At 65.8% G+C, this 20,065-nt stretch carries 24 protein-coding genes and 1 tRNA gene; 21 read left to right on the forward strand and 4 right to left on the reverse strand.

Annotation, left to right across the window (positions count from 1 at the left end):
- Positions 1-13 precede the first annotated feature (13 nt).
- Positions 14-86 (reverse strand) — tRNA-Glu (locus L1277_RS08240).
- Between the two features lie 171 nt (positions 87-257).
- Positions 258-752, reverse strand: coding sequence for an inorganic diphosphatase (locus L1277_RS08245; RefSeq protein WP_253375874.1), 495 nt, complete (start codon positions 750-752; stop codon positions 258-260).
- Positions 753-796: 44 nt separating this feature from the next.
- On the opposite strand from L1277_RS08245, the gene tilS reads away from it, so the two are divergent.
- From tilS to cls, 21 genes are all read left to right on the forward strand, one after another.
- Entirely contained in the window at positions 797-1,813 is a 1,017-nt protein-coding gene (gene tilS / locus L1277_RS08250) for a tRNA lysidine(34) synthetase TilS (RefSeq protein ID WP_253375875.1), read from the forward strand.
- Between the two features lie 4 nt (positions 1,814-1,817).
- Positions 1,818-2,369 (forward strand): hypoxanthine phosphoribosyltransferase, encoded by a 552-nt coding sequence (hpt, locus tag L1277_RS08255; RefSeq protein WP_253375876.1) that lies wholly within the window; start codon positions 1,818-1,820, stop codon positions 2,367-2,369.
- A 141-nt stretch (positions 2,370-2,510) separates the two neighbouring features.
- Positions 2,511-4,511, forward strand: coding sequence for an ATP-dependent zinc metalloprotease FtsH (gene ftsH / locus L1277_RS08260; protein ID WP_253375877.1), 2,001 nt, complete (start codon positions 2,511-2,513; stop codon positions 4,509-4,511).
- Between the two features lie 5 nt (positions 4,512-4,516).
- Complete coding sequence (gene folE, locus L1277_RS08265) at positions 4,517-5,107, forward strand: GTP cyclohydrolase I (RefSeq protein WP_253375878.1); 591 nt, start codon at positions 4,517-4,519, stop codon at positions 5,105-5,107.
- On the forward strand, positions 5,100-5,915 hold the full coding sequence (gene folP / locus L1277_RS08270) for a dihydropteroate synthase (protein ID WP_308215085.1): 816 nt from the start codon (positions 5,100-5,102) through the stop codon (positions 5,913-5,915). The genes folE and folP overlap by 8 nt, the downstream gene beginning before the upstream one ends.
- A gap of 99 nt (positions 5,916-6,014) precedes the next feature.
- Positions 6,015-6,617: a biotin transporter BioY gene (locus L1277_RS08275; RefSeq protein ID WP_253375879.1), complete on the forward strand. Its 603-nt coding sequence runs from the start codon at positions 6,015-6,017 to the stop codon at positions 6,615-6,617.
- A complete protein-coding gene (locus tag L1277_RS08280) occupies positions 6,614-7,855 on the forward strand; it encodes a class I adenylate-forming enzyme family protein (RefSeq protein WP_253375880.1) in 1,242 nt (413 codons plus the stop codon). The genes L1277_RS08275 and L1277_RS08280 overlap by 4 nt, the downstream gene beginning before the upstream one ends.
- Positions 7,848-8,999: a thiolase family protein gene (locus L1277_RS08285; protein WP_253375881.1), complete on the forward strand. Its 1,152-nt coding sequence runs from the start codon at positions 7,848-7,850 to the stop codon at positions 8,997-8,999. The genes L1277_RS08280 and L1277_RS08285 overlap by 8 nt, the downstream gene beginning before the upstream one ends.
- The gene (locus tag L1277_RS08290) at positions 8,999-9,682 is read left to right on the forward strand and encodes an energy-coupling factor ABC transporter ATP-binding protein (protein WP_253375882.1); all 684 of its coding nucleotides are present in this window, start codon (positions 8,999-9,001) and stop codon (positions 9,680-9,682) included. Before L1277_RS08285 ends, L1277_RS08290 begins: the two co-directional genes overlap by 1 nt.
- Positions 9,682-10,284 carry an energy-coupling factor transporter transmembrane protein EcfT gene (locus tag L1277_RS08295; RefSeq protein WP_253375883.1) on the forward strand — a complete coding sequence of 201 codons (603 nt, stop codon included), beginning with the start codon at positions 9,682-9,684 and terminating at the stop codon, positions 10,282-10,284. The genes L1277_RS08290 and L1277_RS08295 overlap by 1 nt, the downstream gene beginning before the upstream one ends.
- 45 nt (positions 10,285-10,329) lie before the next feature.
- Entirely contained in the window at positions 10,330-10,728 is a 399-nt protein-coding gene (folB, locus tag L1277_RS08300; RefSeq protein WP_253375884.1) for a dihydroneopterin aldolase, read from the forward strand.
- Between the two features lie 32 nt (positions 10,729-10,760).
- Positions 10,761-11,273 (forward strand): 2-amino-4-hydroxy-6-hydroxymethyldihydropteridine diphosphokinase, encoded by a 513-nt coding sequence (gene folK / locus L1277_RS08305; protein ID WP_253375885.1) that lies wholly within the window; start codon positions 10,761-10,763, stop codon positions 11,271-11,273.
- The gene (locus L1277_RS08310; RefSeq protein ID WP_253375886.1) at positions 11,270-11,743 is read left to right on the forward strand and encodes a DUF3180 domain-containing protein; all 474 of its coding nucleotides are present in this window, start codon (positions 11,270-11,272) and stop codon (positions 11,741-11,743) included. The genes folK and L1277_RS08310 overlap by 4 nt, the downstream gene beginning before the upstream one ends.
- A complete protein-coding gene (locus L1277_RS08315) occupies positions 11,712-12,359 on the forward strand; it encodes a PH domain-containing protein (protein ID WP_253375887.1) in 648 nt (215 codons plus the stop codon). The genes L1277_RS08310 and L1277_RS08315 overlap by 32 nt, the downstream gene beginning before the upstream one ends.
- Positions 12,356-14,041, forward strand: coding sequence for a PH domain-containing protein (locus L1277_RS08320; RefSeq protein ID WP_253375888.1), 1,686 nt, complete (start codon positions 12,356-12,358; stop codon positions 14,039-14,041). The genes L1277_RS08315 and L1277_RS08320 overlap by 4 nt, the downstream gene beginning before the upstream one ends.
- A complete protein-coding gene (locus L1277_RS08325; protein WP_253375889.1) occupies positions 14,038-14,760 on the forward strand; it encodes a DUF2520 domain-containing protein in 723 nt (240 codons plus the stop codon). The genes L1277_RS08320 and L1277_RS08325 overlap by 4 nt, the downstream gene beginning before the upstream one ends.
- A gap of 25 nt (positions 14,761-14,785) precedes the next feature.
- Positions 14,786-15,646 (forward strand): pantoate--beta-alanine ligase, encoded by an 861-nt coding sequence (gene panC / locus L1277_RS08330; RefSeq protein WP_253375890.1) that lies wholly within the window; start codon positions 14,786-14,788, stop codon positions 15,644-15,646.
- Positions 15,647-15,709: 63 nt separating this feature from the next.
- On the forward strand, positions 15,710-17,230 hold the full coding sequence (gene lysS, locus L1277_RS08335) for a lysine--tRNA ligase (protein WP_253375891.1): 1,521 nt from the start codon (positions 15,710-15,712) through the stop codon (positions 17,228-17,230).
- Positions 17,227-17,370, forward strand: a complete 144-nt coding sequence (locus L1277_RS08340) for a hypothetical protein (protein ID WP_253375892.1) — start codon at positions 17,227-17,229, stop codon at positions 17,368-17,370. Before lysS ends, L1277_RS08340 begins: the two co-directional genes overlap by 4 nt.
- A gap of 48 nt (positions 17,371-17,418) precedes the next feature.
- Entirely contained in the window at positions 17,419-17,622 is a 204-nt protein-coding gene (locus L1277_RS08345; RefSeq protein ID WP_253375893.1) for a hypothetical protein, read from the forward strand.
- A gap of 126 nt (positions 17,623-17,748) precedes the next feature.
- Positions 17,749-19,200: a cardiolipin synthase gene (gene cls / locus L1277_RS08350; protein ID WP_253375935.1), complete on the forward strand. Its 1,452-nt coding sequence runs from the start codon at positions 17,749-17,751 to the stop codon at positions 19,198-19,200.
- 3 nt (positions 19,201-19,203) lie between these two features.
- Here cls and L1277_RS08355 read toward each other — a convergent pair whose 3' ends face one another.
- Together L1277_RS08355 and L1277_RS08360 are read right to left on the reverse strand one after the other, a co-directional pair.
- Positions 19,204-19,419 (reverse strand): helix-turn-helix transcriptional regulator, encoded by a 216-nt coding sequence (locus tag L1277_RS08355; RefSeq protein WP_253375894.1) that lies wholly within the window; start codon positions 19,417-19,419, stop codon positions 19,204-19,206.
- An 8-nt stretch (positions 19,420-19,427) separates the two neighbouring features.
- A complete protein-coding gene (locus L1277_RS08360; protein WP_253375895.1) occupies positions 19,428-20,045 on the reverse strand; it encodes a hypothetical protein in 618 nt (205 codons plus the stop codon).
- Between the last annotated feature and the right edge of the window lie 20 nt (positions 20,046-20,065).

Here is a 20,065-nt window from a genome sequence, read left to right on the forward strand (position 1 = left end):
CTAGTAGTTATTGTGACCCCAACGGGATTCGAACCCGTGCTACCGCCGTGAAAGGGCGGCGTCCTAGGCCACTAAACGATGGGGCCGCGAGCCTTTGAGGGGCTCTGTAACTACCGAGAAGTAAGCATACGGTGCTCAGACACGTTTTTGCAAAACGAGCGAGTGCTGAGTGCAAAAACAGCGGGATTCCGCCACTTTTACGAGGAAACCCCGCATCCAAAAATGGTTGCGGGGTTTCGAATCGAAAAAACGGATGCCTAGTGGGCGCCTTCTTCGCGCAGCTTGACGATTCCTGCTTCGATGATCGCTTCAGCTTCCTTGGCGTCGCCCCAGCCCTCGATCTTGACCCACTTGTTGGGCTCGAGGTCCTTGTAGCGAGCGAAGAAGTGCTCGAGCTCGTTGCGGGTCTGCTCCGGAACATCGGTGATGTCCTGGATGTGAGCCCAGCGCGGGTCCTTGTACTGCACGCACACGACCTTGGCGTCCGAACCGGCCTCATCGCTCATGTTGAGCACGCCGACCGGGCGAACCTTGACGCCGACGCCGGGGAAGACCGGGTACTCGAGCAGCACGAGGGCGTCGACCGGGTCACCGTCGAGACCGAGGGTGTTCTCGAAGTAGCCGTAGTCCACCGGGTAGGTAAAAGCGGTGAACAAAACGCGGTCCAGGTACACGCGACCGGTTTCGTGGTCGACCTCGTACTTGTTGCGGCTGCCCTTGGGGATTTCTACGACGACGTCATATTCGGCCATAAGTGTGTTCTCCTCCGTGTGAAAGTCTGGAATAACGTTACTTGATGCCCACAAACAGTAGTCCTCGACGCCCGCCGCTCGACCGAGCGGTCGCTCTCGTGCGCCACGCCGTTCGCTCGAGCCTCGTCGCGAACGTTCGACCCGGCGACACCGTACTCGTCGGGCTGAGCGGCGGACCCGACTCGCTGGCCCTCGCGGCGGCCACCGCGTTCGAAGCCAGCAAGCAGGGCATCTCTGCGGGCGCGGTGATCGTCGACCACGGACTTCAGGGCGGATCAGCGGATGTCGCCTCCCGAGCTGCGGCACACGCTCGGGCGCTCGGGCTGATGCCTGTGATTGAAACGCGGGTGGTGATCAGCGGCGCCGGTGGGCCCGAGGCGGCGGCTCGAACCGCGCGTTACAAAGCGTTCCAATCCGCGCTTCGCGACACCGGGGCATCCGCTCTTCTGCTGGGCCACACGCTGGACGACCAGGCCGAAACGGTGCTTCTGGGGCTCGCCCGCGGATCGGGATCAGGCAGTCTGATGGGTATGGCACCGGTCAGCGGAAGCTACCTGCGACCGCTGCTCGGCGTTCGCCGGGACGACACCCACGCTGCGTGCGTCGCCGAAGGGTTGGAGTCGTGGACCGACCCGCACAACAGCGACCCCGCCTTCACTCGCGTGCGTGTGCGCGAGAGAGTGTTGCCGGTGCTCGAGCGCGAGCTCGGCCCGGGCATCGCCGAGGCGCTCGCCCGAACGGCCGAGCAGCTGCGCGAGGACACCGAGGCGTTCGACGCGATGATCGACGAGTTCATCGAGGAGATTTGCGAGCCGGCCGAAGCGGGAATCGCCGTCTCGGTGGCGGCCCTCGGCGCGAACCCTGCCGCGCTTCGGCACCGCATCATTCGCATGGTCGCATACAGCGAGTTCGGCCAGTCGTTGTCGCGCCAGCACACCCTCGCCATCGCGGCGCTTGTGACCGACTGGAAGGGCCAGGGACCGATCAACGTTCCCGGTATTTCGGTGACCCGGAACGGCGGGCTGCTCGAATTTTCGGCCCAGGCCCCCGCGGTAGGATGAGTCCATGGAATCGAGCGACATTGCAGGCGACCTCACAGACATTCTCGTTACCGAGCAGCAGATCCACGAGAAGCTCGATGAGCTCGCCGCCCAGATCGACTCCGATTACGAAGGCAAGGACCTCCTCCTCGTCGGTGTGCTGAAGGGCGCGGTCATGGTCATGGCTGACCTGTCGCGTGCCATGAAGAAGCACGTCTCGATCGACTGGATGGCCGTCTCCTCCTACGGCGCAGGAACCAAGTCGAGCGGTGTCGTCCAGATCCGGAAAGACCTCGACTCCGACCTCACCGGTCGCCATGTGCTGATTGTTGAAGACATCATCGACTCAGGCCTTACCCTGTCGTGGCTGCTCGAGAACTTTGCGTCGCGCGGTGCCGCCTCCATCGAGGTCTGCGCACTGCTGCGCAAGCCCAAGGCCGCGAAGGTGGAGATCGACTGCAAGTACGTCGGCTTCGACATCCCCACCGACTTCGTTGTGGGCTACGGACTCGACTTCGACGAGCGCTACCGCAACCTCCGCGACGTGGCCGTCCTGGCCCCGCACGTCTACTCCTAACCTTCCCGGCCGCTTCGCCGTTTCCCCTTGCGGCGAACATAGAGGCGCCGCCCAGCTTTTCGACGATAACCTTGAGGCCACAAGGCGCAAGGCGTCTTCACGTACCTTCAGAAAGGTGTTGGGCATCCGCTCATCCGCACTATGAATTTCAAGCGCATCTTCAAAGGCCCGCTGCCCTACATTCTCATTGCCGTGCTGGTCTTCTTCATCGGCTCAAGCCTGCTCAACCTCAACGGATACAAAGAGGTGTCAACCGAGCACGGACTCGAGTTGCTGCAGGACGGCAAGGTCGCCAACGCGACCCTGACCGAGGGTGACAACCGCGCTGACCTGACCCTCGACAAGGCCGATGGCGATAACGGCAAGATGGTGCAGTTCTACTACATCAGCGCCCGCGCAGACGATGTCGTCGCGGCGGTCGACGAGGCAGCCCCCTCTGACGGCTTCAACGATAAAGTTCCGCAGCCCAGCTGGTGGCTCTCCGCGCTTGGACTCCTCCTCCCGCTTCTGCTCATCGGTGTGTTCTTCTGGATCATGCTCTCGAGCATGCAAGGCGGCGGCAGCAAGGTTATGCAGTTCGGCAAATCCAAGGCCAAGCTCGTCTCCAAGGAATCGCCCAAGGTCACCTTCGAAGACGTCGCCGGCAGTGATGAGGCCATCGAAGAGCTCGAAGAGATCAAGGACTTCCTGAAGGAGCCCGCTCGCTTCCAGGCCGTCGGCGCCCGGATCCCGAAGGGTGTGCTGCTGTACGGCCCTCCAGGAACCGGTAAGACACTTCTCGCTCGCGCTGTCGCGGGTGAAGCCGGCGTGCCGTTCTACTCGATTTCCGGATCTGACTTCGTTGAGATGTTCGTCGGTGTCGGTGCGAGCCGAGTGCGCGACCTCTTCCAGCAGGCCAAGGAGAACGCTCCCGCAATCATCTTCGTCGATGAGATCGACGCCGTCGGGCGGCACCGCGGCGCCGGCATGGGCGGCGGGCACGACGAGCGCGAACAGACGCTCAACCAGCTCCTCGTCGAGATGGACGGCTTTGACCCCAAGGCGAATGTCATCATGATCGCGGCGACGAACCGTCCGGATATCCTCGACCCCGCGCTCCTTCGCCCGGGACGGTTCGACCGCCAGATCGGCGTCGATGCACCCGACCTCAAGGGCCGCAACAAGATCCTCGAGGTGCACGCCAAGGGCAAGCCGATGTCGGAGAACGTCGACCTCGAGGTTCTGGCGCGCAAGACTCCTGGCTTCACGGGAGCCGACCTGGCCAACGTTCTCAACGAGGCAGCGCTGCTCACCGCGCGGTCGAATGCCCAGATCATCGACAACCGCGCCCTCGACGAGGCCGTCGACCGTGTGATGGCCGGACCGCAACGCCGCAGCCGTGTGATGCGCGATCAGGAGAAGCTCATCACCGCGTACCACGAGGGCGGCCACGCTCTCGCTGCGGCAGCGATGCGCAACACTGACCCGGTGACGAAGGTCACCATTCTTCCCCGCGGCCGTGCCCTCGGCTACACCATGGTGCTTCCGCTTGAAGACAAGTACTCCGTCACGCGTAACGAACTGCTCGACCAGCTGACCTACGCCATGGGTGGCCGCGTCGCCGAGGAGATGGTGTTCCACGATCCGACCACCGGTGCGTCGAACGACATTGAGAAGGCGACGGGGATTGCCCGCAAGATGGTCACCGAGTACGGCATGAGCTCAAACGTCGGTGCCATCAAGCTGGGTCAGTCCAGCGGTGAGGTCTTCCTCGGCCGCGACATGGGCCACCAGCGCGACTACTCCGAGCAGATCGCGGAGACCGTCGACAGCGAGGTGCGCGTGCTCGTTGAGCAGGCGCACGACGAAGCGTGGCTCGTACTCAACGAGAACCGCGACATCCTCGACCGCCTGGCGTCGGAGCTCCTGGAGAAGGAGACGCTCGACCACAACCAGCTGGCCGACATCTTCAAGGACATCAAGAAGCTGGCGCCGCGTCCGCAGTGGCTCTCGTCGACCAAGCGTCCGATCTCAGAACGACCGCCGATCGCTGTTCCGATCGCCAAGGCGCCCATCGATCCCGATGTGACCGACGGCGGCGTGCAGAGCGAATCGAGCATGCCACCCCTGTCGCAGTCCGACCCGCGCCCGGCAACGGCGTAGCGACGATGGCGGGGGTCGATCGGCCTCGCATCGAGGCTGCCGTCACCGAGCTGCTCGCGGCGATCGGCGAGAATCCTTCGCGAGAGGGATTGGCTCGCACGCCGGCGCGGGTAGCCGAGGCATATGCCGAGTTCTTCTCCGGGATCGGCGCGGACCCGCTCGACCACCTGCGTGACTCGGTTCCGGTCGGTAACTTCGGTAACGGGGAAGTGGTGCTGGTGAGGGACATCGCCTTCCGCTCGGTCTGCGAACACCACTTGCTCCCGTTTCTTGGCACCGCACACATTGCGTACCTGCCGGGGGACCGCATTGTGGGGCTTGGGCGGCTTCCGCTCGTTGTTGACACTCTGGCGTCACGCCCTCAGCTGCAGGAACGGCTGACCGAACAGATCGCCGATGCCCTCGAGCAGGGACTCGAGGCCCGGGGTGTTCTCGTGATGCTCGACGCGGTGCACGGGTGTGTGACCACCCGTGGATCGAGGCAAACCGCCTCATCGACAGTCACTGTCGCGAGTCGTGGTGAACTCGCTGACCCGGCCCGTCGGACCGAAATTTTCGCGATGATCGGCTCGAGCGCGGAGAGCGCTCGTGGCTGACGCCTACCGCTTCGCCGACTCCATGCTTGTCATGGGAATTCTCAACGTCACGCCCGATTCGTTCAGCGATGGCGGCCAGTTCCTCGACCATGACGCGGCAATTTCGCACGCCCGTGAGCTCGTGGGCCAGGGTGCACAGATTATTGACGTCGGCGGTGAATCGACCCGTCCCGGTGCGGAGCGTATCGGCGTGGCCGAAGAATTGCGCCGCATCCTGCCGGTGGTGCGTGCCCTCGCACGCGATGGCATCCGCGTTTCTGTTGACACGATGAATGCCGAAACGGCTCACGCGACGATCGACGCCGGTGCGGAGTTCATCAACGATGTGTCGGGTGGGCTCGCCGACCCCGACATGGTTGCGGTTGCTGCAGGGTCCGGTGCCCCGTACATTCTGAGTCACTGGCGCGGGCACAGCGTCGATATGAACTCGCGAGCGCACTATGACGACGTCGTGGTTGACGTGCGCACCGAGCTTCTCGGGCGGCTCGAAGCGCTCGAGGCCGGGGGAGTGGAGCGAGATCGGATCATCCTCGACCCCGGGCTGGGCTTCGCTAAGACGGCCGACCAGAACTGGGAGATTCTGGCGCGCATCTCCGAGCTTCAGTCGCTCGGACTGCCCGTGCTCGTCGGCGCTTCGCGGAAGCGGTTCATCGCGGCGCTCCTGCCCGATGGTGCATCCATGACGGAGCGGGACCTGCCGACCGCCGTGGTGAGTGCGCTGCTCGCCGACGCCGGTCTCTGGGGCGTTCGGGTGCACAACGTTGCGGCGACTACCGTCGCACTCGCTGCCCGCCGTCGCCTGGGCTGAGAATGGGACCGGCCTTTTTGGATGAGGTCCACAAAGTCGACGGGAACACTCTGGATGCGCCGCAACGCGCGGCCCGTACTTTGATGGCACTCTGGAGAAGTGACCACAGAGAATAATTCTTCCCTTCGTGATCTGACCCGCATCGCCACGTTTACGGCTCTCATCGCGGTGCTCGGACTTCCCGGTGCCATTCCGCTGTTCGGCAATGCCGTACCGATTACCCTGCAGACGCTCGGCGTCATGCTCGCCGGTGCCGTACTCGGCTGGTGGCGCGGTGCCGCTTCAGTGCTTGCCCTGCTGCTGCTCGTCGCTGCCGGCCTGCCGCTGCTCTCCGGTGGGCGCGGTGGAATCGGCGTGTTCTTCGGCCCGTCCGTTGGTTACCTCATCGGGTTCGTCTTCGGCGCCGCTGTGACCGGGCTCATCGTGCACGCCGGGGCGACCAAGCCGACCTGGCTTCGGGTGGCGCTGGGATCATTCGTCGGTGGTGTGCTCACCGTCTACCTCTTCGGGATTCCGCTGCAGTCGGTGGTAACGGGGATCCCGCTGCTCGGCACCGCATACGCGAGCCTGATCTTCCTGCCGGGCGACCTGGTCAAGGTGGCACTGTCGACCGCACTGGTGCTCGCGGTCTGGCGCGCGTACCCCAAGGCATTCAGCTTCCCCAGGGCTCCGCGCATCCCGGCTGTCGCTGCCTCACAGTGACGTCCGACGCGCTCCGGGTGGGGGCGACGCGGCTGAGTCCTGTCGAGCTGCGCGCTCGCGTCGAGGCGTGGCCGGGCGCGGTTGGCGTCGGTCAGCTTGTTCCGCTGCGGTCGTCGGATCCGGTGGAGACGGTTGTAGCCGCGCTGGCGGTGCGCGCACGAGGCGGTGTGCCGGCGATCGGTGACAGCCGGTGGAGCGAGTCACATTGGTCCGAGCTCGAGGCGTTGGTCGCGTCCGCCTCTGTTCCGGCGCAGGCGGCCTGGGCCACCTTCAGTTCGGGCAGCACGGGCGCGCCCCGGGTCATCCTGCGCGATGCCGCATCATGGTCACGCTCGTTCCCCGAAGTCACCCGGCTGATGTCACTCACCCCGAACGATGCGGTGCTGCTGCCGTCTCCACTCGTCTCCTCGCTCTCGATGTTCTCCATCGCGCACGTTCTCGACGCGGGTGCCACGATTGTCCTGCCGACCGGCTCGACGGTCATGGCGGCGGACTGCGTCGAAGCCACCGTTCTGCACGGAACACCGAGTGCCCTCGATAACGTGCTCGACCTGATCGACGCTGGCGCCCGCACTCGCCTCCGCTTCGCGCTCATCGGCGGTGCGTCGCTCGACCCCGCCCTCCGAGCGCGCGCTGGGAATGCGGGAATCCAGGTCGCGAGCTACTACGGCGCCGCCGAACTGTCTTTCGTGGCCGTCGACACCGATGGCGTGGGCCTTCGGGCCTTCGCGGGCGTCGAGCTCGACGTCCGCGACGGTGAACTGTGGAGCCGATCCGCGTACGCCGCGCTCGGCTACCTCCCCGGCGAAATCGGTTCATTCCGCACCGACTCCGACGGCTGGTCGACAGTGGGTGACCTGGCCGACATCAGCGCGGATGGCATCCTCACCCTCCGCGGGCGTCGCGACGGAGCTATCCTCACGGCCGGTGCCACGGTCGTGCCCGAAGACGTCGAGGCCGTGTTGCGTACACTCGATGGAGTGAAGAACTCCGTCGTCTTCGGCGCCCCGCACCCCCGCCTCGGCTCCTGGGTGTGCGCAGTCATCGAGCCGGACGATCTCAGCTCCCCGCCGACCGCAGCCACACTGAGAGCGGCGTGCCGCGACCGGCTCGGCGTCGCGCAGGTTCCCCGCCGGTGGTACGTGAGCGGCGACCTTCCGCGAACCGCAAGCGGCAAGGTGGCGCGATCGCAGATCGCCCGTGATGCACAATCTGAGCGGATGCCACGACTTGCCTAATCACGCTGCGACCGTTATCGCCGCGCGGCGAACACCGATAGCGACGGTTGGCCAGCGCCTGGCGGCGATGGGCGTTGAGTCGCTCGCCGCACTGAGCATCGGCGCGACGCTGGGCGACGCTCGGCGTGTGCTCGGTGGCGACCGTCCGATCGGTGACGTCATCCTCGGTAACTGCATGGGCCCGGGCGGCAATACGGCTCGTGTCGCGTCGCTCGCCGCCGGCCTCGACCTGAGTGTGCCCGGCATGACCGTCGACCGGCAGTGTGGATCGGGTCTCGCGGCCATTCTCGTGGCGGCCGAGCAGATCCGGGCCGGCAGCCGGAGGATGCGCGTGGCCGGGGGAGCGGAAAGTGCATCGACCGCGCCCACCCGCATTTCCCACGACCAGACCTACACTCGGGCGGCATTCGCGCCCGAAGGGTTTCCCGACCCCGATATGGGCCCGGCCGCCGAAGCCCTGGCACGGAGTCACGGAATCTCCCGCGGCGAGCAGGACTACTATGCGGCCCGCAGCCACGCCCGGGCAATTGCAGCTCGAAACGCCGGGCGGTTCGATGAGGAGATCGTCGCCGTCAACCAGGTTGTCGCCGACGATGGCCCGCGTCCGATGAGTACCGCAACACTCGCCCGATTCGCGCCGGTGTTCGCGAGTGCCCCGGGAGGCACGGTGACCGCCGGAAACTCGTGCCGCATCAGCGACGGCGGGGCAGCTGTCGCGCTCGTGCCCGATGCTGACCGGGGGGCAGCTCCGGGGCTCACGCTCGTTGCGAGCGCGACCGTCGGTTGCGACCCAGCCACCCCGGGCCTCGGGCCAGTGTTCGCGCTCGAGAAACTACTGACGGAGACCGGCATCGCCCTCGACGACATCGACGCCATCGAAATCGTTGAAGCCTTCGCGGCGCAGACCCTCGCCGTGCTCACCGAACTTGGATTGGCGACCCCCAACGGTGTCGACGACCGGGTCTGCGCCGACGGAGGCGCGCTCGCTCTCGGGCACCCCTGGGGTGCGAGCGGGGCGGTCAGCGTCGTTCGGCTCTTCTCCCGGCTGGTCCGCGGCGGAGCACCCGCCGGAACCCTGGGACTTGCGACCGCAGCCATCGGGGGCGGCATGGGCGTCGCCGCCCTGTTTCGGGTGGTGCGCTGATGGAGCGGGAGATCGTCCTCACCGGCGTCTCGGTCGACTACGGAAACCGGCTCGCGCTCGACAACGTCAGCACCCGGCTCGATGCCCACCGCATCGCGGTCATCGGCGCCAACGGCTCGGGCAAGTCCACCTTCGCCCGACTCCTCAACGGCCTCGAGACACCGACCTCTGGGAGTATGACGGTGCATGGTCTCGACCCGCTGCGCCAGGTCAAGCAGCTTCGTCGGCGGGTGGGCTTTGTTTTCACCAATCCCGACGCGCAGATCGTCATGCCGACCGTCGCCGAGGATGTGGCCTTCTCCCTTCGCGGTCGAGGACTGTCCAAATCTGAGATTGCGGACCGTGTGGCATCCGTTCTCGCAGAAAACGGTCTGGGCGACCACGCCGACGCACCCGCACACAGCCTGTCCGGCGGCCAGAAGCAGTTGCTCGCCATCTGCTCGGTGCTCGTGAGTGACCCCGAGCTTCTCGTCGCCGATGAACCGACGACCATGCTCGATGCGGCGAACACGCGGCGGATCGCCGACCTGTTCGCGGCGTTGCCGCAGCAGATCGTGCTGGTCACCCACAATCTCCGGCTCGCCGAGCGCTGCGACGTTGCGCTGCTCTTTGACGGCGGCAGGCTCGTGGAGCAGGGCAACCCGGTCGACGTGATCGGTCGCTACGAGCGGGAATTTGCCTGATGCAGGCCCTCGGTCTCTATCGTCCAGGGTCGAGCATCCTGCACCGCGCCCCGGCCGGCGGGAAACTGATCGGGTTGTTTGTGCTCGCGCTGGCTGCATCTGTGCTGCCGGCGTCGCTCGTGCTGCTCGGCTCGCTCTCGGTCATCGTGGTCGTCTTGTACCTCGTTGCAGGGCTGGGCTTTCGCGAGCTGGCGGGACAGGTGCTGATGATCCGCTGGCTTATTCTTCTCCTCACGATCACGGGGCTGCTCTTCCTGCCGCTCGAGGATGCTCTCGCCAACATCACACGCATGGTGCTCGTAATCGTGCTGGCCGGACTCGTCACTCTCACAACGCGCACATCGGATCTGCTGAACGCGTTCGAGGTGGCGCTGTCGCCGCTGCGTCTGGTGCGCGTGAACCCGGAACGGGTCAGCCTGGTTCTTGCCCTGTCCATCCGCACGGTGCCGGTGATCGCGGGGTTCGCCCAGCAACTGCGTGACGCCCAACGCTCGCGCGGCGGGCGGTTGAGCATCCGCGCCTTTGTGGTCCCCCTGCTCGTGCTCTCGCTGCGGCACTCCGATGACCTCGCCGACGCTCTCGTGGCGCGCGGCGCCGACTGACCCGCCCTCCGGCCGCGCGCCGGTCGAGAGCCGTAGAGTGAAGACGTGACTACCGGCGACTCCATCACCCTCACTGGCCTCCGCGTGCGCGCCCACCACGGCGTCTACGACTTCGAACGTGAGAACGGCCAGGACTTCGTCATCGACCTCACGGTCGGCATTGACCTCCGTCGGGCCGCGCAGAGCGACGACGTGGCCACCACCATTCACTACGGCGAGCTGGCGGAGCGCGTCGCCGCCGCGGTCGCCTCCGACCCGGTCGACCTCATCGAGACCGTTGCCGAGCGCATCGCCGCACTCGTCCTGGCCTACCCGGCCGCCCGGGACGTCACGGTCACCGTGCACAAGCCAGACGCGCCGATCTCCGTTCCATTCGGCGACGTCGCTGTGACCATCGTTCGCGCGGCGTTCGACCACACAGTATCGACCGGAGCCGCCTCGTGAGCCCGATCCCTCGGCCCCCCATCCACCCGCCGGTGCGGCGTCCCTCCCAGCTGCCCGGCTCGAACACCCCCGTGGTCCTCGCCCTCGGCAGTAACCTCGGCGACCGGGAAGCCACCCTCAGGGCGGCGCTCGATCACCTGCAGGCCGCCGGCGTTCACGTCACGACGACGTCGGGGTTCGCGGCCTCCGTCGCTGTGAAACCAAACGGCCCCGACCCGTCGGCTCCCGGATACCTCAACGCGGTTGCCCTGGCCCACACCGACCTCAGCCCCCGCGACCTGCTCGACGCGATCCACACCATCGAGGCGGACCTCGGGCGGGTGCGCCTCGAGCACTGGGGTGACCGCACCATCGACATCGACATCGTGGCCTACGGCACTCGCGTTGTGGCAGAACCCGACCTCGAGATTCCGCACTCGCGCGCCGCCGAGCGCGACTTCGTCCTCGCCCCCTGGCTCGAGGTCGACCCCGACGCCGAGCTTGTGGGCCACGGTCGGGTTGACGCCCTGCTGGCCGCGCTCCGCGCACCGGGAGCAGCGGAATGACCCGCACCCGCGCCACCCCGCTCATCGGTCTCGGCGTTCTCGGCCTCGTCCTTGGGTTCCTCATCGAGTTCGGTTCGGAGGCGATGGGCGCCGCGCTCATCATCCCGCCGATCAGCCTTCCGCTGACCCTCGTGGTCGTCGGTGCCATCATCGTCGGCTTCTCCGTTCCCATCCGCCGAGCGGTCACCGGCCGCTCGAAGACCCCGGTTGACCCATTCCAAGCGCTCCGTGTTGTCGCGCTCGCCCGTGCCTCGTCACGCGTTGGCGCCCTTCTCACCGGTGTCACGCTCGGGGCGCTGCTGTATTTCACGACCCGTCCCGTGCTGCCCGGGGTAGGCTCAATGTGGCTGACGATAGGCTCATGCGTTGGTGCCGCGCTCCTCATGGCAGCCGGCCTTCTTGCCGAATACCTGTGCACCCTGCCGAAGGATGATGACGATGACGCACCCGGAGCAACCCCCGCTTCCTGACGACGCCACCGCGTTAAACACGTACCCCGGCGCTGAGCCCGCCCTTCTTCCTCGCTTGCCCGAGCCGCAGGCAGACGGCCAGCCCCAGCCGGCCGAACCGGTCGAGAACCGGGGAGGGCCCGCCAGCGACGCGCCCCGCCGCCTCGACCTGCCGCATTCTGAGTGGCGCCGTGTCTCACCGAAGTACGTCGTCGTTGACCTGCTGGGTTACGGCATCACGGCCGCTCTCGTCCTGATCGCCGCCCTGGTGATGCACGTCGCCCTCGACCAACGGTGGATCTGGTGGGCCGCCGGTCCTTTCCTCGCCGTCTGCCTCATCTCGGGGGCCCTCGCGCCACGTCGCATCCGTTCGATCGGTTATCAGCTCCGCGACGACGACCTCCTGTTTCGCCGCGGCATCATGTGGCAGCGTCTCGTGGCGGTGCCGTACGGCCGCATGCAGCTGATCGACATTAACCGCGGACCGGTCGCGCGCGCATACGGGCTCGCCGAGCTGAAGTTTGTGACGGCGTCGACGGCGACCGGAATTGTGCTTCCCGGCCTGCCGGTGGAGGAAGCCGAACAGTTGCGCGACCACCTGGTTGCGGTCGCCGAGAGTAGACGGACCGGGCTGTGACCGACGACCGGCCGGCGGGCATCCCGCCGAATGTTCCCGGGTACGGTGCCGAGCAGTCGTATCCGCCTCTTCATCAGGCGACGGATGCTGCGGGGCAGCCCCCACAATCGCCGCCAGACGAGCGGTCGTCGCGTCGAACCCTCACCGATGGTGAGTGGCACCGATTGCACCCGGCAACTCCGCTCCTGCGCGGTGGTATCGCCATGCTCGCGATCGTCGGTTTTCTCATCGCGAACCTCCGCGAGCGGCTCGTGGAAATCTTCCTCCCGGGTGCTGGCGAGTTCGACTCGCAGGAGTACGACCCGCTGACCTACGTCTGGGAACACGGGTTTGTCGGCCTCGCACTTCTCGGGCTGCTCATCGTCCTGCTGCTCGTCATCGGCGGGTTCTTCCTGTCCTGGCGCATGCACACCTTCCGGGTCACGGACGAAGCCGTCGAAGTGCGCAGCGGTATTCTCTTCCGCACCCACCGCAAGGCGAAGCTCGACCGCATCCAGGGCGTCGGCATCAACCGGCCGCTGCTGCCACGGATCTTCGGTGCGGCCAAAATGGAGGTCAGTGTTGCCGGGCAGGACGCGAGCGTCAAACTCGAGTACCTGTACTCGCGAGACGCCGACGACCTGCGACGCGATGTGCTCACCCTCGCCTCGGGCGTCAAGCTCGCCGAGGCTGGCGTCGCGCCCCGGCCGACCGTGGGGCCCGCCGGCGTCGAGTCGCCGACAGACCCGGCGCTCACCCGACTGGTCACCGAACGAGTAAACGAGTTTCTCGCGCCGGAGCTTGACCCCAACGCGGCTCCGCCCGAGTCCGTCGTGCGCATTTCAATCGGGCGGCTCATCGGCTCGACGCTGTTGAGCTCGGGCACCGTGTTCCTGATCATCCTCGCCGTCGTGATGATCTTCTCGCTCGTGAACGGGCAATTCTGGTCGCTGTTCTGGTTTGTGCCGAGCGTCATCGGGTTCGTCAGCTACTACTCCTCGTCGGTGATGAAGTCGTTGCGCTACAGCATCGCCAAAACCTCGTCGGGTGTTCGCATCGGCTTCGGTCTGCTGTCCACGAGCAACGACACCCTTCCGCCGGGGCGCATTCACGCGGTCGAGATCTCGCAATCGGTGATCTGGCGCCCGTTCGACTGGTGGCAGGTGAAGATCAACAAGGCCGGGCTCTCGGCCGAGGCGGCCATGAACGGCAAAGGCAACACGACGATCCTCCCGGTCGGCAACCTCAGCGACGTGGCCAAGGTGCTCGAGCTCATCCTCGATGGTGTGAGCGCCGAAGCACTGCACGTCGAATTGTCGAGCGCGTTCCGCGAGCCGCAGCGGTCGGGCTTCATCCTCGCGCCGCGCCGCGCCCGCTGGATCAACCCGTTCGCCTGGCGGCGCACCGGCTATGCCGTTCACGACGGCCTGCTGCTCTTCCGGCGCGGCGTCATCTGGCGCAAACTCGACCTGCTCCCGCTCGCCCGCATGCAGAGCATTGCCGTGTCACAGGGCCCCCTCGAGCGCACCTTCCGGCTGGCGTCGGCTCGAGCGCACACCGTCGTCGGCCCGATCTCCGCGAGCCTGCCGGCGATCGGCTCCGACGAAGCACTTCGGCTTTTCGAACGGGTGTCGCTGGCCGCGGTCGAAGCCTCGGCGATCGATCGAAGCCACCGCTGGGCTGAGAAGGGAGTCGACGCGTGAGCGCTCGTGCCGGGCGGCTTGGTATCGGCATCATTGGCGCCGGCCACGTCGGGCCGATCCTCGGTGCTGCACTCGCCGGTGCCGGCCACGCGATCATCGGCATCAGCGCGGTGTCCGACGAGAGCCGTGACCGGGCCGAAGCGATCCTCCCGTCTGCGCCGATCCTCGACATCCCAGTCATTGTGGAGCGCAGTGAACTTGTGATCCTCGCGGTTCCTGACGCCGAACTTCCCGCTCTCGTCGAGGGACTCGCGGCGACCTCGAGCTGGCGCGCCGGGCAGCTCGTGCTGCACACGGCCGCCGGCTTTGGCACCGCCGTGCTCGCGCCGGCCCAGGCGCTCGGGGCCATTCCGCTCGCGATCCACCCGGCTATGGACTTCACGGGAACCAGCATCGACATCGGCAGGCTCGGTGAGACCTGGTTCGCCGTGACAGCGCCCGTTCCCGTGCAGCCGATCGGACAGGCCCTCGTCGTCGAGATGGGCGGCGAACCCGTCATTGTCGCGGAGAACGACCGGGCGGCATACGCGGAGGCTATCGAGATCGCCACGGCGTTCTCGCGATCGATCGTTGCGCAAGCCACAGGCATCCTCTCGGAAATTGGTGTTGAACATCCCGGCGGATTCCTCTCGTCGCTGGTGCGATCATCCGTCGACAATGCGCTGCGAGAGACGTCGCGGCCCGAAAGCATCGAGCCGCTCGACGGCGAGGATTTCTGACCCGGCCAGCAGGTACCATCGGGGAGTGACCGACAGCATTACGACCATCCGAGCACGCATCCAGGACGCCCGCCGGGAGGCAGAGGCCCGCGGGATTTCGTCGCCGAAGGTGGTGCTTGTCCCCACGATGGGCGCGCTGCACGACGGTCACCTCACCCTCGTTGACCACGCGCGGACGCTCGGTGACGTCGTGGTGGTGTCGATCTTCGTCAACCCGCTGCAGTTCGGGCCGAACGAAGACCTGTCGACATACCCGCGCACGCTCGACGTTGATGTGGCCAAGCTCGCCGAGCGCGACGTTCACCTTGTGTTCGCTCCGACGGCTGCGGAGATGTATCCGGACGGGAATGTCGGCACGCGCGTGGTCGCCGGTGAAGCGGGCACGACGTTCGAGGGTCGCACCCGGCCCGGGCACTTCGACGGCATGCTCACCGTCGTGTCGAAACTGTTCCACATCGTCTCTCCGGACATCGCCGTCTTCGGCGAGAAGGACCGGCAGCAACTGTTCCTCGTGAAGCGGATGGTGCGCGACCTCAACATCCCGGTCGAGGTGCACGGCGTGCCCATCGTGCGCGCCGAGGACGGGCTCGCCCTATCGAGCCGCAACGCTTTTCTCTCCGACGAGGAACGTCAATCGGCGCTGACTCTCTCCCGAGCGCTCGAGGCGGCGGTTGCTGCAGAGGCCCGAGGCATCGATGCCGCAGTCGCGGCCGCACAGTCGGTGCTCGACGGTGAGTCGGCGATCGAGCTCGATTACCTCGCCGCGGTGAACCCCGACACCTTCGGCCCCGTCGACAGCGGATACACCGGCGCGGTCGTCGTGCTCGTTGCCGCGAAGGTCGGCAGCACGCGGCTCATCGACAACCGCACGCTCGCCGTTTCCTGAGCCGAATCGGCTCCAGCGGCTGCGCCGCGTAAACTGAACTGACCCCAAAAGGAGACGTCCGTCATGACCCAAGCCCCACCCGCTGCAGAGGCCGCCGAACCCACCGCTGAAGAGATCTTCGAGCAGAAGGCCGTGCGGTTGGCCAAGCGTGAGCGCCTCATCGCGAGTGCATCGAGCGCGGCAGGCGGGGCGTACCCGGTCTCGGTACCTGTGACCACGACGATCCCCGAGGTACGCGCGAAGTTCGGCCACCTCCAGGCTGATGAGACCACCGGTGAGACCGTGGGCGTCGCCGGGCGCATCGTCTTCCTCCGGAACACGGGGAAGCTCTGCTTCGCCACGCTGCAGTCCGGTGACGGAAGCCGTATCCAGGCCATGGTGTCGCTCGCCGAAGTCGGCGCCGAGTCGCTGGCCGAGTGGAAAGAGCTCGTCGACCTGGGTGACCACCTCTTCGTCTCCGGTGAGGTTATCTCGAGCCGTCGCGGTGAGCTGTCGGTCATGGTAAACGAGTGGACAATCGCCTCCAAGGCAGTCCTGCCGCTGCCGAACCTGCACAACGAACTGAGCGAAGAGAGCCGGGTTCGCAGCCGGTACCTCGACCTCATTGCTCGCGAGCAGGCGCGCCAGAACGTGATCCAGCGCTCGAAGGCCGTTGCCAGCCTGCGGTCGACGTTCACGGCGCGTGGCTTCCTCGAGATCGAAACCCCCATGCTCCAGGTGATGCACGGCGGAGCATCGGCACGGCCCTTCGTCACCCACTCGAACGCATTCGACACCGACCTGTTCCTGCGCATCGCACCCGAGCTGTACCTCAAGCGCGCTGTCGTCGGCGGCATCGACCGGGTGTTCGAGATCAACCGCAACTTCCGTAACGAGGGTGCAGACTCCACGCACAGCCCGGAGTTCGCCATGCTCGAAGCGTACGAAGCCTACGGCGACTACAACTCGATTGCCGACCTCACCCAGACGCTGATCCAGGACGCTGCTCAGGCTGTCGCCGGCTCACACACCGTGACCTGGGCAGACGGCACCGAGTACGACCTCGGCGGCGAGTGGGCACGCATCTCGATGTTCGAGAGTCTCAGCGAAGCGGCCGGTGTCGAAATCACGCCGGAGACACCGCTCGAGGAGCTCAAGGCCCTTGCCGACCGCGAGGGCATCGTGGTGCCGCACCCCATCCACGGCAAATACGTCGAGGAACTCTGGGAGCACTTCGTCAAGGGTGACCTCGTTGCACCGACTTTCGTCATGGACTTCCCGGTCGATACCTCACCGCTGGTTCGGGCACACCGCTCGAAGAACGGCGTCGTCGAAAAGTGGGACCTCTATATTCGCGGCTTCGAGCTGGCGACGGGCTACTCCGAGCTCGTCGACCCGGTTGTCCAGCGCGAGCGTTTCGTCGAACAGGCTCGGCTCGCCGCTGGCGGAGACGTCGAAGCGATGCGACTCGACGAAGAATTCCTGCGTGCACTCGAGCACGGCATGCCGCCGACCGGTGGCATGGGTATGGGCATCGACCGTCTGCTGATGGCGCTCACCGGACTCGGAATCCGGGAGACCATCCTGTTCCCCCTGGTGAAATGATGAACGAATACTTGCCCAAGGACGTCACGGATCCGAAGGACCCGAAGAAGCCGTCGATGAACCGAATTGCCATTTGGGTCATCGTCGGCGGGATCGGGGCCTACCTGCTGCTCAGCGGAATTTGGGGCATTCTTACCTAGCCAGCCCACAGCATCCGTTGGGATATCACGGGGTATCCTTGAGGTGTCATGGACAACTTTTGGGTAAACGCGCTGTGGTCGCTCGCGCCGACCGTTCTTGTCGGACTGATCTTCTGGGTCGTCATGCGGTCGATCATTCGATCGGATCGCGATGAGCGCGCTGCCTACGCGAAGATTGAGGCCACCGAACGCGCACGCCTCGGTTTGCCGCCGACGCCGGGCGCAACCGCTGGTGGTTCCACCGAGGCCTGAGCGCCTCGAAGCCCCGATCGCCCAACGTCTGGTGGCCGATAAGCTGGGGCGGTAGTCCGATGACAGGAGCGGTACGTGGACGTTGCGTCATTCTGGGCAGAAGTCTGGACCCGGCTCTGGGACGGGCTGTGGAACGACTGGACGATCGTCCTCTTTTTTGTCGTTGACTTCATCATCCGGGTGATCGCGGTCATCGTTGTGCCGCGCAACCGCCGCCCGACCGCGGGAATGGCGTGGTTGCTGGCCATCTTCCTCATCCCCTACGTGGGTGTGCTTGCGTACCTGCTGATCGGCAACCCGAAGCTGCCGAGGTACCGGCGCAAGATCCAGGCCGACATCAACGAGTTCATCCGCATCGCGTCGGAGAACCTGCCGCAGCAGGATCTGCGGCCCAATCCGCCGCCCTGGTTCTCCTCGTTGGTGCAACTGAATCGCAACCTCGGGGCGCTGCCGCTACTCGGTGGCAATAGGGCCAAACTGCTCGGGGACTACAACAGGTCCCTCGCCGCCATGGTCGAGGAGGTCGACAAAGCAAAGAAGCACGTCAACGTCGAGTTCTACATTCTCAGCTGTGATGAGACCACCGCGCCGTTCTTCGACGCCCTCGAACGCGCGGTGGCCCGCGGTGTTGCCGTGCGGGTGCTGCTCGACCACGTCGCGAACCTGCGCACGAAGGGTTACGCCAAAACCAAGCGCCGTCTCGACGACATCGGTGCCGACTGGCACCTGATGCTTCCGTTGCAGCCCTGGCGCGGCAAATTCCAGCGCCCGGACCTGCGCAACCACCGCAAGCTTCTCGTCATCGACGGGCTGGTGGCATTTATGGGGTCGCAGAACGTCATCGACCGCTCGTACAACAAGCGCGTCAATATCCGGCGCGGCCTGCAGTGGCAGGAACTCGTCGCCCGGGTTGAGGGGCCGGTCGTCGGGGGCATCCAGGCCATCTTCTTCAGCGACTGGTACAGCGAAACCGGCGAACTGCTCTCGGGCGACATCGATCTCGAGGACCCGAATGTGCTTGACGGCGACCTGGATTGTCAGGTCGTGCCGAGTGGCCCCGGCTTCGATGGTGAGAATAACCTGCGCCTCTTCCTCGGCCTGCTCTACGCGGCACAGAAGCGCATCGTCATCACGAGCCCCTACTTCGTGCCGGACGAATCGATGCTCTACGCGATCACAACCGCCGTGCACCGTGGCGTTCCCGTCGACCTCTTCGTGTCTGAGATCGGCGACCAGGCCCTCGTCTACCACGCCCAGCGCTCCTACTACGAGGCGCTGCTTCGCGCCGGCGTGCGGATTTACCTTTACCCGGCGCCGTACATCCTGCACGCCAAGCACTTCACGATCGACGACGAGGTCGCCGTCATTGGTTCGAGCAACATGGACATGCGCTCGTTCGGGCTCAACCTCGAGGTGTCGCTCATGGTGCGCGGCGAGTCATTCGTCAACGACATGCGTGCGGTCGAAGATGAGTACCGGCTCAAGAGTCGCGAGCTCACCCTCGACGAGTGGATGAAACAGCCGCTTCGCTCCACCGTTCTCGACAACCTCGCGCGGTTGAGTTCCGCGCTTCAGTAGCGCTCAGCCCCGCACCAGCACGTCCCCGACCTCACAGTCGAGCGCATCGCAAATTGCCACGAGCGTCGAGAAGCGAATGGCGCGCGCCCGGTCATTCTTGAGCACCGACAGGTTCACGATGCTCACCCCCACCCGTTCACTGAGTTCGGTCAGCGTCATGTTGCGTTCCGCAAGCAAATCGTCAAGACGACAACGGATGCCTGTGGGCTCGTCATCCATTCCGCCCACTAGACAAGACCTTCGGTGTCGCGCTGCAACCGTTCTCCGGCCTTGAAGGCGAGTGCGACGGCCCCGAGTGCGATCGCAATGAAGTACGGCACGAGGCTGGCACCCGCAACAAAGCCGTCAAAGGTCTTGTCGCTGAGTTTCGCCAGTGCACCGTTGGCGCCCATCGTCGAGAACAGGTTCACGAGTGTTGTGCCGACGATGATGGTGATCGATGTGGCAAACACGAGCCGGGTGTTGGTGCGAGAGAACGCCTGCCCCCTCATCAGGTTCCGGCACACCAGGGCCGCGCACGCGACGATGCCGAGGGTCATGAGCAACTCCGCCACGGCCGCGAAAACCAGGGAGACCACCACAATGACCGGCAGTCCCGACACGGTGAGCACGGCCGTGTCGACCTGGACGTCGAGTGGAGTGCCATTCGGGCCCACCGGCACGGCCGCCCGGGTGTCGGCGGCAAACGGCGCGATCACCTCAACGTCGGTGTTCGACACCACCGACACAATCCGCATCACGGCGTGCACGAGTGCGCCGGTAGCGACTATCGCGCCAACGACGAGCACCGTCCAGAGGTCGGCGCGGTCCGAGCGCGTCGGTCGAAGAGTGGTTTCTGCGTTCATGGAGTACCCCATCGATAATC

It is taken from the genome of Okibacterium sp. HSC-33S16 (assembly GCF_024171565.1).
Taxonomy (GTDB): Bacteria; Actinomycetota; Actinomycetes; order Actinomycetales; family Microbacteriaceae; genus Mycetocola_A.